The organism is Psychrobacter urativorans, from assembly GCF_904846695.1.
In the GTDB taxonomy this organism is placed as follows: Bacteria; Pseudomonadota; Gammaproteobacteria; order Pseudomonadales; family Moraxellaceae; genus Psychrobacter; species Psychrobacter urativorans.
The window spans coordinates 220494-236233 of record NZ_CAJHBR010000002.1 but is presented as its reverse complement, the minus strand read 5'-3'; the positions used below and the strand labels follow the sequence as shown (position 1 = coordinate 236233).

Here is a 15740-nt window from a genome sequence, read left to right as displayed (position 1 = left end):
TAAGCAAAAAAAAGCCAACCAACGGCATCAAGTATAATGACGTTGACTGGCTTTATTATAACAGACAGCTAAGGTCTAAAACGCTAGCTGCTTTTGAGCCCATAAATTATGACTATCTAACAACTACTATTGCTGTTCGTTTTCTAAGTCTTGAGCTTCCGTTACAGCAAGTGCAGTCATATTGACGATACGGCGAGCGGTTGCTGAAGGGGTTAAGATATGCACCGGCTTGTTTGCACCTAATAGGATAGGGCCAATAGAGGTGCTATTGGTTGCGGTTTTGAGTAAGTTAAAGGCAATGTTTGCCGCATCTAAAGTTGGTAAGATGAGTAAGTTTGCCGCACCCTTAAATCTAGTTGATGGGAAATCTTCTAGACGGATGTGCTCATTTAAGGCGGCATCGCCTTGCATTTCGCCATCAAACTCAAAGTCTACTTTCATGTCTAATAACAATTGGAATACTTTGCGCATTTTTACCGCACTAGCGCGGTTTGAAGTACCATAGCTTGAGTGTGATACTAAAGCAACTCGTGGGACAATACCGAAGCGATGCAGCTGATTGGCAGCCAATACAGTCATTTCAGCCAATTGCTCAGCCGTAGGATCTTCATGGATATAAGTATCAGCAATAAAGATATTACGGTCTTGCATCAATACAGCGTTCATTGCATAAAAGTCTTTGACGCCTTGCTTTTTGCCAATAACGCTTTCAACGTATTGTAGATGTAGCTGATAATGGCTAAAGGTACCACAAATCATGCCATCAGCATCGCCATTTTGTACTAGTAAAGCCCCAATTAAAGAGGTCTTACGACGTACATCACGACGTGCCAGCTCGATACTCACACCGCGACGTTTGTTCTGCTCATAGTAGCGCTGCCAGTAGTCTTTATAGCGCTCATCGTCATCAATATTGATGATAGTAATATTTTCACCGTCTTTTAGACGCAGACCTAGTCTGTTGATATTGGTTTCGATAATTGCTGTACGGCCGATTAAGATAGGTTGTGCCAGTTTCTCATCGACGACAACTTGTACCGCAAGCAGAACGTTATTATCTTCGCCTTCACAGTACACAATACGTTTAGGGGCAGATTTAGCGCGAGCAAAAACCGGCTTCATGACGAATGCTGAGTTATACACAAACTCAGATAGACGCTGACGATAGGCTTGCATGTCCTCGATTGGTAGCGTCGCTACACCTGAATCCATAGCGGCTTGGGCGACAGCAGAGGCAATCTCGATGATTAAGTTTGGCTCTAGAGGTCCTGGAATTAGATATTCACGACCGAAGCTCTTAACCGTCTCAAGGCTTTTGACGTTGGCTGTTGGCGTAGCTTCAACATGGGCCATAGCAGCGATTGCACGGACACAAGCGATTTTCATCTCTTCGTTAACTGTAGTTGCGCCTACATCTAATGCCCCACGGAAAATATAAGGGAAGCATAAAGCATTGTTTACTTGGTTAGGATAATCCGAGCGACCAGTAGCCATGATAACGTCAGGGCGAACGGCATGTGCTTCTTCTGGCATGATCTCTGGAGTTGGATTGGCAAGAGCAAAGATGATAGGGTCTTTTGCCATACGGCGAACCATATCAGCAGTAATAGTTCCCGGCATAGACAAACCTAAGAACATATCGACATCGTCCATGATCTCATCGATGTTAGTAGCTTGAGTATCACGAGCATAGCGCTGCTTAGTTTCGTCTAAGTTTTCACGGCTAGTTGTGATGATGCCACGAGAGTCAGAGACATATAAGTTCTCTTTGTTGACCCCAAGGGCACAAATAATATCTAGGCAAGAGATGGCAGCCGCACCGGCGCCAGAACAAACGATTTTGATGTCTTCGATTTTTTTATCGATAAGAGTCAAAGCGTTGAGCATAGCGGCAGCAACAATGATAGAAGTACCGTGCTGGTCATCATGGAATACTGGAATGTTCATGCGCTTACGTAATTCGCGCTCAATTTTGAAACATTCTGGCGCTTTGATATCTTCTAAGTTGATACCACCAAAGGTCGGCTCAAGAGCGGCAACCGCTTCGATAAATTTGTCAGGATCATTTTGGGCTATTTCTAGATCGAAAACATCGATACCAGCGAACTTCTTGAATAATACGCCTTTACCTTCCATAACGGGCTTAGAAGCTAATGGACCAATATTACCTAGACCAAGTACGGCAGTACCGTTAGTGATAACACCAACTAGGTTAGCACGAGCGGTATATCTAGCAGCTAGTTTTGGATCTCTTTCAATCTCAAGACAAGGTACTGCTACCCCCGGTGAATAAGCTAAGGCTAGATCACGTTGGTTAGCTAATTGCTTGATAGGGGTAACTGAAATTTTACCCGGTCGTGGAAACTCGTGGTAATGAAGTGCGGCTTGTTCAAATTGTTCTTTATCGGTATGTAGATGGTTATCGTCATTCATAGTGGCTGCCATGGTTGAAATAAATTGAAGTGAAAATGAACTTAAATATAAGGCTTACTGCCATAAACAATTAAAGGTCGTAAAATTTTAGCGGTTTAGCTTGCATAGATAATAGTTGCAATAAGCAGATAATGCGAGACAATCATCAAGTCAAAACGTGCTAGCAGCATCTTGTAAGCAACCAAAGGTCAAAAACAATTCTTCTAGCACTATTGCCAAGTCACTGACTAGTCAACAATAACACAAAATTCAGAGGTTAGTCATCAGTTGATAATCAATATTTCACACTCTAATAATGCCATAATAATAGTGACAATTAGTCAAATAAAGTAGGCAATAGAATGAAAGATACTGCCGCTATGTGCTACAGATGACTATTACTATCTGCTAAGACGAACAGCTTATCGGCTGCTGCACAGCATTAGGGGCTGGCGCAGCACTATCTGAGTCAACAGCAATCGCTTGTACCTGATAAGGGTTAGCCAATAACTGATAAACACGCTCAACTTCAGCAAACTCTCCTTGCTCGGCGGCATCAATAGCACGCTGTGCCATACTATTACGCAGTACATAAACAGGGTTGTTGTTTTGTAGGGCCGTTAACACTTGCTGTTTATCCACTTGCTGTAGTTGTAGCAGATAACGCTTATGCCACTGTTGCCAAACGCTTAATGCTTCACCCGTAAGCTCTGCTATGAGGGTAGTGAGTAGCTGCTGCTCGTAGGGATAGTTAACGGCGTCAACTATAGCTAACAAGGCACGAAAGCTATTAGTATAATCGAGTAGATTATCCTCGAGCAATGTCAAAAACTCAAAGGCCAAGCGCAAGCTCTCAGACTCGTGCGGCAGTCCCAGCTTACGACATAGCCCTTGCTGATAATGCTGCATGAATGTGGGCTCATATACTGATAAACAGTCATCCAAGCTTTCACGAGTAACGCCAGCTTGGGTCAGACGCATAAAGTGTGGGAGCCAAACATTAAGATTCCAGTGTCCAATAGCGGGCTGGTTTTGATAAGCATAGCGTCCACTATGATCGGAGTGATTGTTGATCCATGCTGGATTAAAGCGTTCCATAAAGCCAAATGGTCCGAAATCTAAAGTGCTACCAGTAATCGATAGATTGTCAGTATTCATCACCCCATGAGCAAAGCCAATCAGTTGCCAATCAGCAATCATTCGTGCATTACGCTCGACTACTGACTGCAAAAAAGCCAATACGGGTTGTTCGCTATCACGGCACTCAGGATAACAGCTGTCGATCATATAATCGGTGAATTCGCTGAGTAGGTCAGGGGCGAAGCTAGCAATCCATTCGATGTGACCAAGGCGAATATGAGTATCAGCGACTCGCATCAGTGCCGCACCAGCCTCGACACGTTCACGGCGTACAGGAGTATCAGTTACCACGAAGCCTAATGCATTAGAGGAGGGAATATCGAGCTGGTTGAGCGCATGGCCACATAAGTACTCACGAATAGTACTGCGTAATACCGCACGGCCATCACCCATCCGCGAGTAGGGCGTCAGACCACAGCCTTTTAGATGCAGGTCTTGGCGCTTATCATTATTATCGATTACTTGCGCCATCAGCAAGCCACGACCATCACCCAATTGTCCTGCCCATTGTCCAAACTGATGACCAGCATAAGCCATGGCTAGCGGTTCAAACTCAGCAGGTAGATAATGACCAGCCAGAATATCAACCCAGCGTGTCATCAAGTCGCTATCTTCTGTCCAGCCCAATTGCTCAGCTACCTGAGAATTGAAATGACCTACACGTGGGTTATTCAAGGGGACAGGAGGCTGACGATTATAAAGGCGCGGGTCTAAGTTGACATAAGTATTTTGGTAGCGCATAGCAACAATCCGTTATAGAAGTATTAGTGAATAAAACTACTATAACATAGCCATATTTCTAGGGCATGTTTGATCAGGCATAACTGGTTGCTGGTTTATAATTAACTAAGCATTAATGATACATAGCCTAAGCAATAATGTGTTGTTATCTAAGTACCATGGATAGCGTTTAGTTAATCAACGCGCTGTTACAGACAATACACTAAGCATGGATAGTTTAGTGAAACGTTGTAGGTCAATAGACTGAGTGAACAAAGCAACTGCCAGCGTACTTTTAAAAAGTAGCTATTGAAAAAATAGCTAGTGAAAAAGCAGCTTTAAAAAAGGACTTATTGAAAACATTACTTATTAATAACAGTGCTTGTTAACAACACTAACTATAAAAAATAGGCAATAAAAAACCCCCTAGCTCTTGAAGATAGGAGGTTTTTAAAATATATAAAGTTTAACTTATATTAGAACTAAGCGGCTTTGCTGTTATGACCAATAGAGCGGAAAGCCACCTTTAAGTTGTCATTATGCTCATGGATCTTCTGTTCGATATTGGCATACTCATGCTTAAGCTTATCATCAACTTCATGTAAGCGATCAGCAAACTCAGTCTTTTTCATCTCAATAGCTTTTGCTTTTAGCGCTTGCCATTCTTCAACGGTCTGAGTAAAGGCCTCAAATTCAAACTTGATACGATCCTGAAAAGTCTTCATAGCATGAGGAATATCTAGACCACCAGCATTGACTGTATCGATCTGTTGCTGTGCTTTTTTGAACTGCATTTGTACTTCAGCATGCTTGATAGTCGTATCATCAATAGTACGTAACTCAGTAGTCAAACCAACTTTTGATAATCCAGCAATCAACCATTTAGTTGGATCATACTGCCACCATTTGACTCCATTACGATAGTCGTATTGGAAGAAATGATGATAGTTGTGATAGCCTTCGCCCCAAGTAAACAGAGCCAAAAAGAAGTTATCACGGGCAGTGTTAGTATCAGTATAAGGACGTGAGCCAAACATATGACATAACGAGTTAATAAAGAAAGTGAAATGGTGAGTCAATACTAAGCGTAACAAGCCCGCTAGTACTAAAGTTCCCCATACATCACCTATCAACCAGCCAATCGCTGCTACTAAACCGACGTTAGCCGCTAGTACCCAAAGACCATAGTACTTATGTTGAATCTGCAAAGTTCTATCTTTAGTCAAGTCTGGAATGTTTTTGTAATCAAACTTACCACTAGGATAGTTCTTTAACATCCAACCAATATGACTGAAGAAAAATCCGCGCTTCGCTGAATACGGATCATCCATGCGATCATCAACATGACGATGATGACTACGGTGACCAGATACCCAATCAAATGCTGAACCTTGCACTGCTAGGGTTGAGCCTAACAACAAAAAGTTTTTTACAATAGGATGAGCTTTGTAGGCACGGTGAGCAAGCAGACGGTGATAGCCTGCAGTAATGCTGATACCCGTCCATACCATAAACGCACCAAATACACCCCAAACAGGCGCACTAACTTGATGGGTAAATAGATACCACGGAGTAATAACTGCAGCAGCAATTGGTGTGGTTATCAAAATAGTGGCTGGAATCCAGTTAATCGGTGCTTTTTTAAATTCAAGCTCACGAATATCAATAGGCTTCTCAGTAGAGAGAGTCTTATTGTTATCACTAGTGCTGGCGCTAGTTTTAGTATTAATACTAGTGTCATCATTAGCGGGAGACAGCTCATTAACGTTACTAGTTGCGGTAGGCTGCTCGCTAGCAGCTTCATTGGCTTTGCCTTCTTCATACCAAGTCTTTAGGCGTAATGCCTGAGTACCAGCGGTCTGAATAAGTATGTCGCTAGATTTGATAGCCAAACGTAAGCCTTTGAGCGGTAAGCCCATTGCTGTTTTTGCAATCATATAATATCCCTTACGGTATTAGTTTCAGCCTCTATATTACTCTAAAACTGATAGAAAGTGAACACCTATACACTAGAAAAATATTGCTAAATAACAATAGCTTGTATGAATAAGGCAATATATATAACCAGTATCTTATTAGCTCTCAGCAATTAGGCGAATATGTAATTGATTATGCAAATATGTTAACCAATTAACGCTGATAATTATTAAGTCGTTATAGGCAGGAGTTAATCGTTTAAGAAAAGTTAGCGGCTATTTATTCGCTAAATAAGCCATGCCAATCAAGTCGTTAGCCAGTAGCAGCATTCTATATTAATAGTTGACTGGGGATATCAGTGATAATGGTATCGACTTGCCAATGAACCAACTGTTTAGCAAATGCAATATCGTTGACGGTCCAAGCGCTTACCCGCAAATCATAACGGTGACAGTAATCGATCACTTGTTTGTTGAGTAGTAAATAGTGAATACCTAAGCTGCTACAGCCAAGTTGTAAAGCGGTGTGGGGTGCACGGTTCAACAGCTTGGCGTCACGTACTAGTAGGCCACGTGCCATAGGTGCTAATAGTTTATTGCGTTGTAGCTGAGCTAACAGTTCTACATCGAAGCTAGTGAGCACAATGGGTAGGCGAGCTAAAGGACTGTCAATTAAATAGCGGCATAAGGCATGCACCAATTTTGGATGATTGGTTCGGCTATGAGTTTTTATTTCCAACTCAATATGAGTGAACTGAGTTGGCGGTTGCACGGTTTTCAATAAAGTATTAGAGCTGGTCTTAGTAGCCCTAGGTTCGGCTAACGCCAATGAATTATTAAGCCGCTTTTTTTGTGGCTCTACCAGCGAGGGTTTTAAGGTATGCATTTTTTTTGCTGGCGATGCTACGGCTAAGGCCTGTGCTAGCTGGTCTAAAGTAATGATTTGATGACCTAGTTGTAAGTGACGTTGAATCTCCACTAAGCTCATTTGGTCAATACGAGATTGTAGTCCGCACAGGCGCTGTAGAGTATCATCATGGAAGACCACTAAATGTCCATCAGCGGTCAACTGCACATCGAACTCAATACCTGCTAAGCCATGCCGCTTTAACTGATTAGCATGTTCAAAGCCGGAAAAGCTGTTCTCTAGTGCTTCATAGCGTGCACCACGATGACCTAGAAGTTGGGTATTGGCAAGCTCTATCATAAGGGTATAGTCAAGGGTTAAGGAGTAGGGGGTATAACACTCAGATATTAAGGATAAACCACTAACGGTTAACGCTTGATATCGGCTTTATTGCTCTGCTAAAAATAGAAGGCGACTGAGTTTATTCAAACCATATATAAAGTTTAGCGTTTATAAATGAAATTATTATGGCAATCTAATCAATAGTTTGTTATGTTTTTGCAACTATTAGTCTGTTTTGTGACTATTGACTGTATTTATTTCTATATCTTTAAGCTGGGGTAATGAACATCTGTGTCAAACACCGTATAATAGCGTGATTTTAAGCCCTATCATTGCAGCTTTGATAAGTGCAAAACTTTTAGTAAGCTTAGATCAGTACTTAGTCTAATGACTAATGAATCAATCTACGACTATAAAGCTAGTCAACAACTATGAAACCAAGCACTGACGATAGTAGCGCAAATGGTAAAATCAGGAGCAAGACAAGTATGAGTACAGCGAGTAATAGCATAATCAAATGGTCACAAGTTGCCGGTATTGGTTTATTATGCAGTTTGGCCGTCGCTGGGTGCAATCGCTCAGAAAAAGTAGATCAAGAAGAGCTTGATAATACTGAGGAAGCAGTAGTAGTCAATGATGGTGCAGTAGCTCCTGTAATCGCCTGTGATAATCCGCTGGTACAAGATCGCCTGAGAAGTGCATTAAAAAACACTTTAAATCAGCAAGCTCAGAGCTTATCTAGTAGCTATGCTAATGCGGTAGAAGTCAGTGTTGACCCTAGTTCAGTTACTAGTAAAGTTAATGGTATTTTGATCGATGTGCAAAATGCAGCAGTACTGCAAGAAGCCAATGCCAACGGTATGACTACTTGTCAAGCTAGTGTCAGTATGACTTTGTCTAGCGAAGACCTGTATCAAGCCAGCCAATTACAAGCTGCTAATAACCAACCAAGCTTACAAACTCGTTTGGCTCAAGCCAATATTCGTATCAATAATAATATGTTGGTCGATGATGCCTTTACTTATGTAGTAGCTGCTAAAGATGGACAAATCCAAGCTCGTATCGCTGGAGAGTCTACGCTAGTCACTATAGTGTCTGAAGTCATGGCAGGTTCTACAGTGAAGTCAGTTATCGACAATCAAAGAGCTCAGCGTCAACAACAGCAGGCCGAACGTCGTAGTGAAGGCGCCGCGCAAAGAAACAACAATCGTGTTGAGCGTCCGAAGCCGCAAGTAGTAAGACCGCTTGAAGCTACGCGTCCAGTACAGCCTGTGCGTCCGGTTCAGCCAGTAACGCCGCCGAAGATTAATCAAGACAGTGGACAGAGCAGTACGCCAAGCAAACCACAAACTAGTAGCCCAGCAGCGACTCCTAGCACTAGCAGTAGTACTAAGGCTCCAGCTACTGCACCTAAAGATGACAGTATCGATATGGTAATCATTGAAGATGGAAGTGCTGTTTATTAATAAGCTATCAATAGCTGATTAACCACTATCGATTGATGATTTTAGTAATAGGTTTTGATGATTGCTATTAATGGTTTAGCGCTTATGCTGATAGTATCAACTAAGCGTTAAGTTAATAGTTATCCTAAACCATAAAAAATGCTCGCAACCCCTATAACGGCTGCGAGCATTTTTTATGGTTTATACTTATGCATTACTGAGGCAGTAGTGATGCATTACTGAGGCAATACTTATATAGTTATTGAAGCCAGCAGTGCTACTAGCTTTAAATTAATTTTGTGGGTTAGGCAAGTTCTGTAATACTTGGTTATCCCACAATACTTCAGAGACTTGTTTAGGATCAGTACAGAATCTTGCTGCTACAAACAACCAGTCCGATAAGCGGTTGACTAAACTTACCGCTGTACTACGAATGGCTTGTGGACTCTGCTGTTGTAACACCACCGCTTGGCGTTCAGCGCGGCGACAAACCGTACGAGCGACATGTAGCTGGCTGACTAACAGTGAGCCTGTGGGTAAGATAAAATCTTTTAGCGGCGGTAAATGCTCGTTCATGGCATCGATTTGCTGCTCTAGCCAGTCGATGTGAGTGGCATTAATACCTTCATACTCAGGCATTGCCAGCTCACCACCGATATTGAATAATAAATGCTGGATAACGACTAATGCTTGATTAAAATCAGTAGCAGCTTGCTGTTGTAAACGCTCAGGTAAACAGCTATTGGCGATAGCATTGCTAAAGTGAGCGCGCACTAAGCCGATATGGGAGTTAAGCTCATCGATATCACCCATTACACTAAATAAGTCATCAGCCTTGCTTACACGGCTACCATCTGCCATGCCAGTAGTACCATCATCTCCGGTACGAGTATAAATTTTGCTTAAGCGATTGCTCATTATTATTCCTTATTTGTTTATAATTAGCTATTTATCAGTCGATGTTTAGGACTGTCATTACCATTGTAGTATTTTAATGCTATTTTCGCTAAGATAGATTGCTATTAAAGTAGGGTAGCAGCTTTAAGGCGCTCAAGTTCACGCAAATAGCGTCTAGTTAACGAGATTATAGTAAACTGCTGCTACTTTACTTTTTATTATCATTAATATTATTGTTAATACTTTCACTTACAAGGCTATTTTATGATCACCACACCTCTTGCCGATGCCATGTCGCAGCTGTCTATTTATGATTCGATGACAGGAGCAAAGCAGACCTTCACGGCGCTTAACGCCGGTAAAGTGGGCATGTATGTGTGTGGAATGACGGTTTATGATTATTGTCACATTGGCCATGCCCGAGTGATTGTCGCCTTCGACATGGTGGTACGCTGGCTGGCGCAATTGGGTTATAAGGTCAACTATGTACGTAATATTACTGATATAGACGACAAGATTATCGCCCGTGCGCTGGAGAATAAAGAAGATATTGCAGCCTTGACTCAACGCTTTATCGAAGCGATGCATGAGGATGCTGATGCTCTTGGTTGCCTAGCGCCGGATGCTGAGCCTCGTGCGACTGACCATATCAATGATATGCAGCAGATGATCGAGATTTTGATTAATGGCAACTATGCTTATGCGGCAGATAATGGTGATGTTTATTATGCGGTCGATAGCTTTGCCGATTATGGCAAACTCTCCAAACGCAATCTCGATGAGATGCAAGCTGGCTCACGAGTAGAAGTTGAAACCGTTAAACGCAACCCATTTGACTTTGTGTTATGGAAAGCGGCAAAACCGAACGAGCCGCAGTGGGCATCCCCTTGGGGCCAAGGACGTCCAGGCTGGCATATTGAGTGTTCAGCGATGTCGATCAAATGCTTAGGTAATACTTTTGATATTCATGGCGGTGGTCATGACTTACAGTTCCCGCATCATGAGAATGAGATTGCGCAGTCAGAGGCCAGCACTGGTTGTGAGTATGCACGCAACTGGATGCACGTCGGCTTTATTAACGTTGATGGCGAAAAGATGTCCAAGTCGCTAGGCAATTTCTTTACCATTCGTGAGGTCATGGCTAGATATTTACCTGAAACAGTAAGATTTTTCTTATTGTCGAGCCATTATCGTAGCCAAGTGAACTTTTCAGATGTGGCTTTAGATGAAGCCCATAATAGCTTAAGTAGATTATATCAGGCCTTAAAAAGTGCCGAGCAGCTGCGCAATGAGATCTTAGTGCTCGATGACGCTATTATCAATAGCGCTTATGCTAGTACCGCTGGACGAGACTTTATAGCAGCGATGAATGATGATTTTAATAGCTCGGCGGCTACTAGCATACTGTTCGGGTTGGCACGTGATATTAATAAAGCTATCAAAGCTGAGGATGTCGATACTGCTTGGCAGGGCGCGCAGCAGCTTAAAGCTTTAGCGCAAGTGCTAAACATATTACAGCAACCAGTACAGCAGTTCTTGCAAGCCGTCATTGGTGATAAGGCCGACGATAGTCTCACTGATGGCGTTATCGATGATTTGATCATTGAACGGGCCAATGCCAAAAGCAATAAAGATTTTGCGCGTGCTGATGAGATTCGGGTGCAGCTAAAAGACGCTGGTATTGAGTTAGAAGACAGCCGTAGCGGGACTACGTGGCGACGTGCATAATGAGCTTGGGGTAATAGTTGGCTTTATAGTTAATCATTTAACCCAGCAAGCTAGAGACTCTGAGCACAAGCGAAAATATAACATGCGAGCAAGCGTCATATTTGCTATAATATGGCGTTATTTTAGCGGGATAATTAAGTCATTGTGAGCCATTAGCTGCTTTATTGCTTATCGCTACTGACGATAGATTAATTGAGCACTGTTTTACCTTTGCTTCGGCCTGGTCTTATGAGTAGTTAAGCATCGTTTGCATAAGGTCTAATCAGGCTAAGCAAAAACCAATAGTAACTGTCTGTATTTAGTCGTTACTAATTATCAGTGGTTTCAACCCGCTCTAATTTATTATCTTGATCTCAAGCTCCCTCCCATCAAAATAACCACTATTAGGGGTATGTATGTTACGTATTGTCGATGAAGCCTTCACTTTTGATGACGTGTTATTGTTACCAGCCTATTCTGAAGTTCTCCCAAAAACAGCCAACTTAACCACGCGACTGACCAAAAGTATCACCTTGAACTTACCGCTAATTTCTGCGGCTATGGATACAGTGACAGAGTCTGAAATGGCCATTACTATGGCGCAGTTAGGCGGTATGGGTATTCTACATAAAAACATGGATATCATTCAGCAGGCAACCCAAGTTCGCCGAGTCAAAAAATTCGAAGCCGGTACGGTAGTAGATCCTATTACTGTCTATCCGGAAATGTCTATCGGTGAGCTGCTAAAGTTAACGCAAGACAACAATATCTCTGGGGTGCCAGTAGTTGAAAAAGGTACTGATAAAGTAGTAGGTATCGTCACCCATCGTGATTGGCGTTTTGAGACTAATCTGTCATTGCCAGTCAGTCATATCATGACGCCAAAAGAGCAGTTAGTCACCGTACATGAAGGTGAAAGCAACGAAAATATCAAAAAGCTGCTTCATGAGCATCGCATCGAAAAAGTTATTGTCATCGATGATGACTTCCGTTTGCGCGGTTTAATCACCGTCAACGACTTTGCCAAAGCCGAGAATAATCCTAACGCTTGTAAAGATGATCAAGGTCGTTTGCGTGTTGGCGCAGCAGTTGGTACGGGCGCAGATACTCAAGCGCGCGTTGAAGCTTTGGTTGGCGCTGACGTCGATGTCATCATAGTTGACACTGCACATGGTCATTCAAGAGGGGTGATCGATAAAGTTGCTTGGATCAAAAAGAACTTCCCACATATTCAAATCATCGGTGGCAATATTGCTACAGGCGATGCTGCTAAGGCGTTACGTGATGCTGGTGCTGATGCGGTAAAAGTAGGTATCGGTCCTGGTTCAATTTGTACTACTCGTATTATCGCTGGTATTGGTGTTCCGCAAATCTCGGCTATCGATAATGTGGCTAGTGCGTTACAAGACAGTATCCCACTAATTGCTGATGGCGGTATTCGTTATTCAGGCGATATGGCTAAAGCTATCGCTGCGGGCGCTTCTTGTATTATGGTCGGCTCATTAATGGCAGGTACTGAAGAAGCACCAGGCGAAGTTGAGCTATTCCAAGGCCGTTACTACAAAGCTTATCGTGGTATGGGTAGTTTAGGAGCTATGTCAGGCGACAACGGCTCATCAGACCGTTACTTCCAAGACGCTAAAGATGGAGTTGAAAAACTGGTTCCTGAAGGTATCGAAGGTCGTGTGCCTTATAAAGGTCCAGTAGCAGGTATCGTCAATCAATTGGTCGGTGGCTTGCGCTCCTCGATGGGCTATACCGGTTGTGCCACTATTGAGGATATGCGCACTAAGCCGCAGTTCATCAAAGTGACTTCAGCTGGGATGAAAGAGTCGCATGTTCATGATGTACAAATCACTAAAGAGGCGCCTAACTATCGAGTCAATTAGGTCTTATTAGCACCCAGATACAGACAGTCAACGATGCTTATACATTGTTGGCTGTTTTTTTGTAAAATAAGTCAGTCTTAGCAATAACAGAGGTTGTTTTTGGCGGTTTAGGTTATGATGGTTTTTTTAAAATCATAAACTTAGGTCTCTACTATAGCGCTTCAAATAATATTAATAAGATAGTAGATTTAAAAAATAGTTTAATAAGAGAGGTCTTAGTATGTTAATGCTCAAGGTCTTAGCACTTTTATGAGTTAGCAAAAGGATATAACGACAATGAGTTACTTTGGTACTGATGGTATTCGTGGAAAGTTCGGTGAGTTGCCTATCACCCCTGATTTTATTTTGAAGCTAGGCTATGTCACCGGCCAAGTGCTTATAGAAAACAATAACAGTAGCCGTAGACCTAGTGTGGTGATTGGTAAAGATACTCGACTATCAGGTTATGTGATTGAAGGCGCATTGCAAGCAGGTTTCAATGCTGCTGGGGTCGATGTACACATGCTAGGGCCTCTGCCTACACCAGCTATCGCTCATTTAACTCGTAGTTTTAATGCTGATGCAGGGGTAGTTATCTCCGCCTCTCATAATCCTTATTTTGATAACGGTATTAAGCTGTTTTCAGGAGATGGCAAAAAGCTAACTGATGAGATGCAAAACGCTATTAATGACAAGTTAAGGGCCATTATGAGCCCTGCAGATGGCGCAGATGCTAGCGAGTTAATGCCCATAGTAGATCCGGCAAACTTAGGTAAAAACCATCGTATCGATGATGCAAAAGGCCGTTATATAGAATTCTGTAAAGGCAGCTTCCCTTATCAATATGATTTGGCTCATTTGACGATAGTGATAGATTGCGCTAATGGAGCTGGGTATAGCGTGGCGCCTAGAGTATTGCGTGAGCTTGGCGCTACAGTAATAGCAATCAATAACAAACCAGATGGTCTCAATATCAATGCTGATTGTGGTTCTACCCATCCTGAAGGCTTGCAACAAGCAGTAATAGAACATAATGCTGATGTCGGTATTGGCCTCGACGGTGATGGCGATCGTATCGTCATGGTCGATGAAATGGGCAACCTAATCGATGGTGATGGTATTTTGTATCTATTAGCGACGCAAGGTAAGCAACAAGCCGCTGGGGTAGTGGGTACCTTGATGAGTAACATGGGCCTAGAGCTAGCCTTACAAAAGCTCGGTATTGGCTTTACTCGTGCTAAAGTTGGCGATCGCTATGTGATGCAAGAGCTAGACGCTAATGGCTGGATACTAGGCGGCGAGCCCTCAGGACATATATTATGCTTAGATAAGAGCCGTACTGGTGATGCTATTATCGCCGGCTTGCAAGTGTTAGCTGTGATGCAAGAGCAAGGTAAGGCTTTGAGTACCCTTACCGAAGGTTTTGAAGTATTGCCGCAAAAGCTAGTCAATATACGCCTGGCAAAAATGCAAGACCCTTTTGCTCATGCAGAATTAGTAAGCGCTTTTGATAAAGCAACAGCGACTCTAAAAGGGCGCGGCCGTCTACTTATTCGCCAGTCAGGTACTGAGCCGATGATCCGAGTCATGGTTGAGTCAGACGATGAAATAGAGTGCGATGTTATGGCTAACGGCTTAGCTGATCATATCAAAGCGGTGCTAAATTAATAGCTGACCATCCTAGCGGTATGGTATAAGCTATAATGAGTTAGCGGTATTCTATACCTAGTAATAATATCAATAAATGACTAAGGATAAGTTATGAGTATGGATTTCACCGATCAGCGTTTGTCATACGAGAAAGGTACTCTCGATCAACAGTCAGTGCCAGCTTCACCATTTGAGCTGTTAAAAAGCTGGGTCAACGAAGCCACTGACCAGCAAGTAAAAGAACCTTATGCGATGAGCTTAGCCACTTGCGGCGCTGACCAAAAGCCAAGCGTGCGTATTGTACTGATGCGTGAGATTACTGACAAGGGCGTGGTGTTTTATACCAATTATGATAGTGCTAAAGGGCAAGATATCGCTGAAAACCCTAACGCTGAAGTACTGTTCTTTTGGCATGAGCTTGAACGTCAAATTCGTATCAGTGGTCACGTCGCTAAGATTGATGCTGATAAGTCAGCTGAATACTTTCAAAAGCGTCCACATGACAGCCAAGTCGGTGCGTGGGTCAGTCAACCACAAAGTGGCGTAGTCGCTAGCCGTGCGCTAATGGAAGATAAGTTCGAGCAGCTACAAAATCAATATCCACAAGGCGAAAAGGTGCCAACTCCAGCGTTTTGGGGTGGCTACGAGATTACTATTAATGAGATTGAGTTTTGGCAAGGGCGCGCCAATCGGGTACACGACCGTATTGTCTATAGTCATAATGCGGATAGTAATGATTGGACTACTAAGCGTCTATTGCCATAACTATTTAAGCGCTAGTTAGCCAATAGCGTAT

At 42.8% G+C, this 15740-nt stretch carries 10 protein-coding genes; 5 read left to right on the top strand and 5 right to left on the bottom strand.

The window, feature by feature from the left end:
* Positions 1–126 precede the first annotated feature (126 nt).
* From JMY09_RS03100 to JMY09_RS03085, 4 genes are all read right to left on the bottom strand, one after another.
* Complete coding sequence (locus tag JMY09_RS03100; RefSeq protein ID WP_201622124.1) at positions 127–2433, bottom strand: NADP-dependent malic enzyme; 2307 nt, start codon at positions 2431–2433, stop codon at positions 127–129.
* Between the two features lie 387 nt (positions 2434–2820).
* On the bottom strand, positions 2821–4293 hold the full coding sequence (locus tag JMY09_RS03095) for a protein adenylyltransferase SelO (RefSeq protein ID WP_201622123.1): 1473 nt from the start codon (positions 4291–4293) through the stop codon (positions 2821–2823).
* A gap of 461 nt (positions 4294–4754) precedes the next feature.
* Positions 4755–6209 carry an acyl-CoA desaturase gene (locus JMY09_RS03090; RefSeq protein ID WP_227677129.1) on the bottom strand — a complete coding sequence of 485 codons (1455 nt, stop codon included), beginning with the start codon at positions 6207–6209 and terminating at the stop codon, positions 4755–4757.
* Between the two features lie 310 nt (positions 6210–6519).
* Positions 6520–7395, bottom strand: a complete 876-nt coding sequence (locus JMY09_RS03085; RefSeq protein ID WP_201622122.1) for a glycerophosphodiester phosphodiesterase — start codon at positions 7393–7395, stop codon at positions 6520–6522.
* Between the two features lie 470 nt (positions 7396–7865).
* Here JMY09_RS03085 and JMY09_RS03080 point away from each other — a divergent pair, with 470 nt between their 5' ends.
* Positions 7866–8843, top strand: coding sequence for a hypothetical protein (locus JMY09_RS03080; RefSeq protein ID WP_201622121.1), 978 nt, complete (start codon positions 7866–7868; stop codon positions 8841–8843).
* 270 nt (positions 8844–9113) lie between these two features.
* Here the strand turns inward: JMY09_RS03080 and JMY09_RS03075 are convergent, their stop codons facing one another.
* Positions 9114–9740 carry a cob(I)yrinic acid a,c-diamide adenosyltransferase gene (locus JMY09_RS03075; protein ID WP_201622120.1) on the bottom strand — a complete coding sequence of 209 codons (627 nt, stop codon included), beginning with the start codon at positions 9738–9740 and terminating at the stop codon, positions 9114–9116.
* A 243-nt stretch (positions 9741–9983) separates the two neighbouring features.
* On the opposite strand from JMY09_RS03075, the gene cysS reads away from it, so the two are divergent.
* The 4 genes from cysS to pdxH all read left to right on the top strand — a co-directional run bounded on the left by cysS (position 9984) and on the right by pdxH (position 15709).
* Positions 9984–11447 (top strand): cysteine--tRNA ligase, encoded by a 1464-nt coding sequence (gene cysS, locus JMY09_RS03070; protein ID WP_227677128.1) that lies wholly within the window; start codon positions 9984–9986, stop codon positions 11445–11447.
* Between the two features lie 395 nt (positions 11448–11842).
* Entirely contained in the window at positions 11843–13315 is a 1473-nt protein-coding gene (gene guaB, locus JMY09_RS03065) for an IMP dehydrogenase (protein ID WP_201622119.1), read from the top strand.
* 276 nt (positions 13316–13591) lie between these two features.
* On the top strand, positions 13592–14962 hold the full coding sequence (glmM, locus tag JMY09_RS03060; protein ID WP_201622118.1) for a phosphoglucosamine mutase: 1371 nt from the start codon (positions 13592–13594) through the stop codon (positions 14960–14962).
* A 99-nt stretch (positions 14963–15061) separates the two neighbouring features.
* Positions 15062–15709: a pyridoxamine 5'-phosphate oxidase gene (gene pdxH / locus JMY09_RS03055; protein ID WP_201622173.1), complete on the top strand. Its 648-nt coding sequence runs from the start codon at positions 15062–15064 to the stop codon at positions 15707–15709.
* Positions 15710–15740: the final 31 nt, after the last annotated feature.

What these genes read in the sequence shown, in the direction of transcription:
- JMY09_RS03090 (WP_227677129.1), bottom strand. Translation starts at nt 6,209, where the DNA reads ATGATTGCAAAAACAGCAATGGGCTTACCGCTCAAAGGCTTACGTTTG.
- JMY09_RS03100 (WP_201622124.1), bottom strand. Translation starts at nt 2,433, where the DNA reads ATGAATGACGATAACCATCTACATACCGATAAAGAACAATTTGAACAA.
- cysS (WP_227677128.1), top strand. Translation starts at nt 9,984, where the DNA reads ATGATCACCACACCTCTTGCCGATGCCATGTCGCAGCTGTCTATTTAT.
- JMY09_RS03085 (WP_201622122.1), bottom strand. Translation starts at nt 7,395, where the DNA reads ATGATAGAGCTTGCCAATACCCAACTTCTAGGTCATCGTGGTGCACGC.
- pdxH (WP_201622173.1), top strand. Translation starts at nt 15,062, where the DNA reads ATGGATTTCACCGATCAGCGTTTGTCATACGAGAAAGGTACTCTCGAT.
- JMY09_RS03075 (WP_201622120.1), bottom strand. Translation starts at nt 9,740, where the DNA reads ATGAGCAATCGCTTAAGCAAAATTTATACTCGTACCGGAGATGATGGT.
- guaB (WP_201622119.1), top strand. Translation starts at nt 11,843, where the DNA reads ATGTTACGTATTGTCGATGAAGCCTTCACTTTTGATGACGTGTTATTG.
- JMY09_RS03080 (WP_201622121.1), top strand. Translation starts at nt 7,866, where the DNA reads ATGAGTACAGCGAGTAATAGCATAATCAAATGGTCACAAGTTGCCGGT.
- glmM (WP_201622118.1), top strand. Translation starts at nt 13,592, where the DNA reads ATGAGTTACTTTGGTACTGATGGTATTCGTGGAAAGTTCGGTGAGTTG.
- JMY09_RS03095 (WP_201622123.1), bottom strand. Translation starts at nt 4,293, where the DNA reads ATGCGCTACCAAAATACTTATGTCAACTTAGACCCGCGCCTTTATAAT.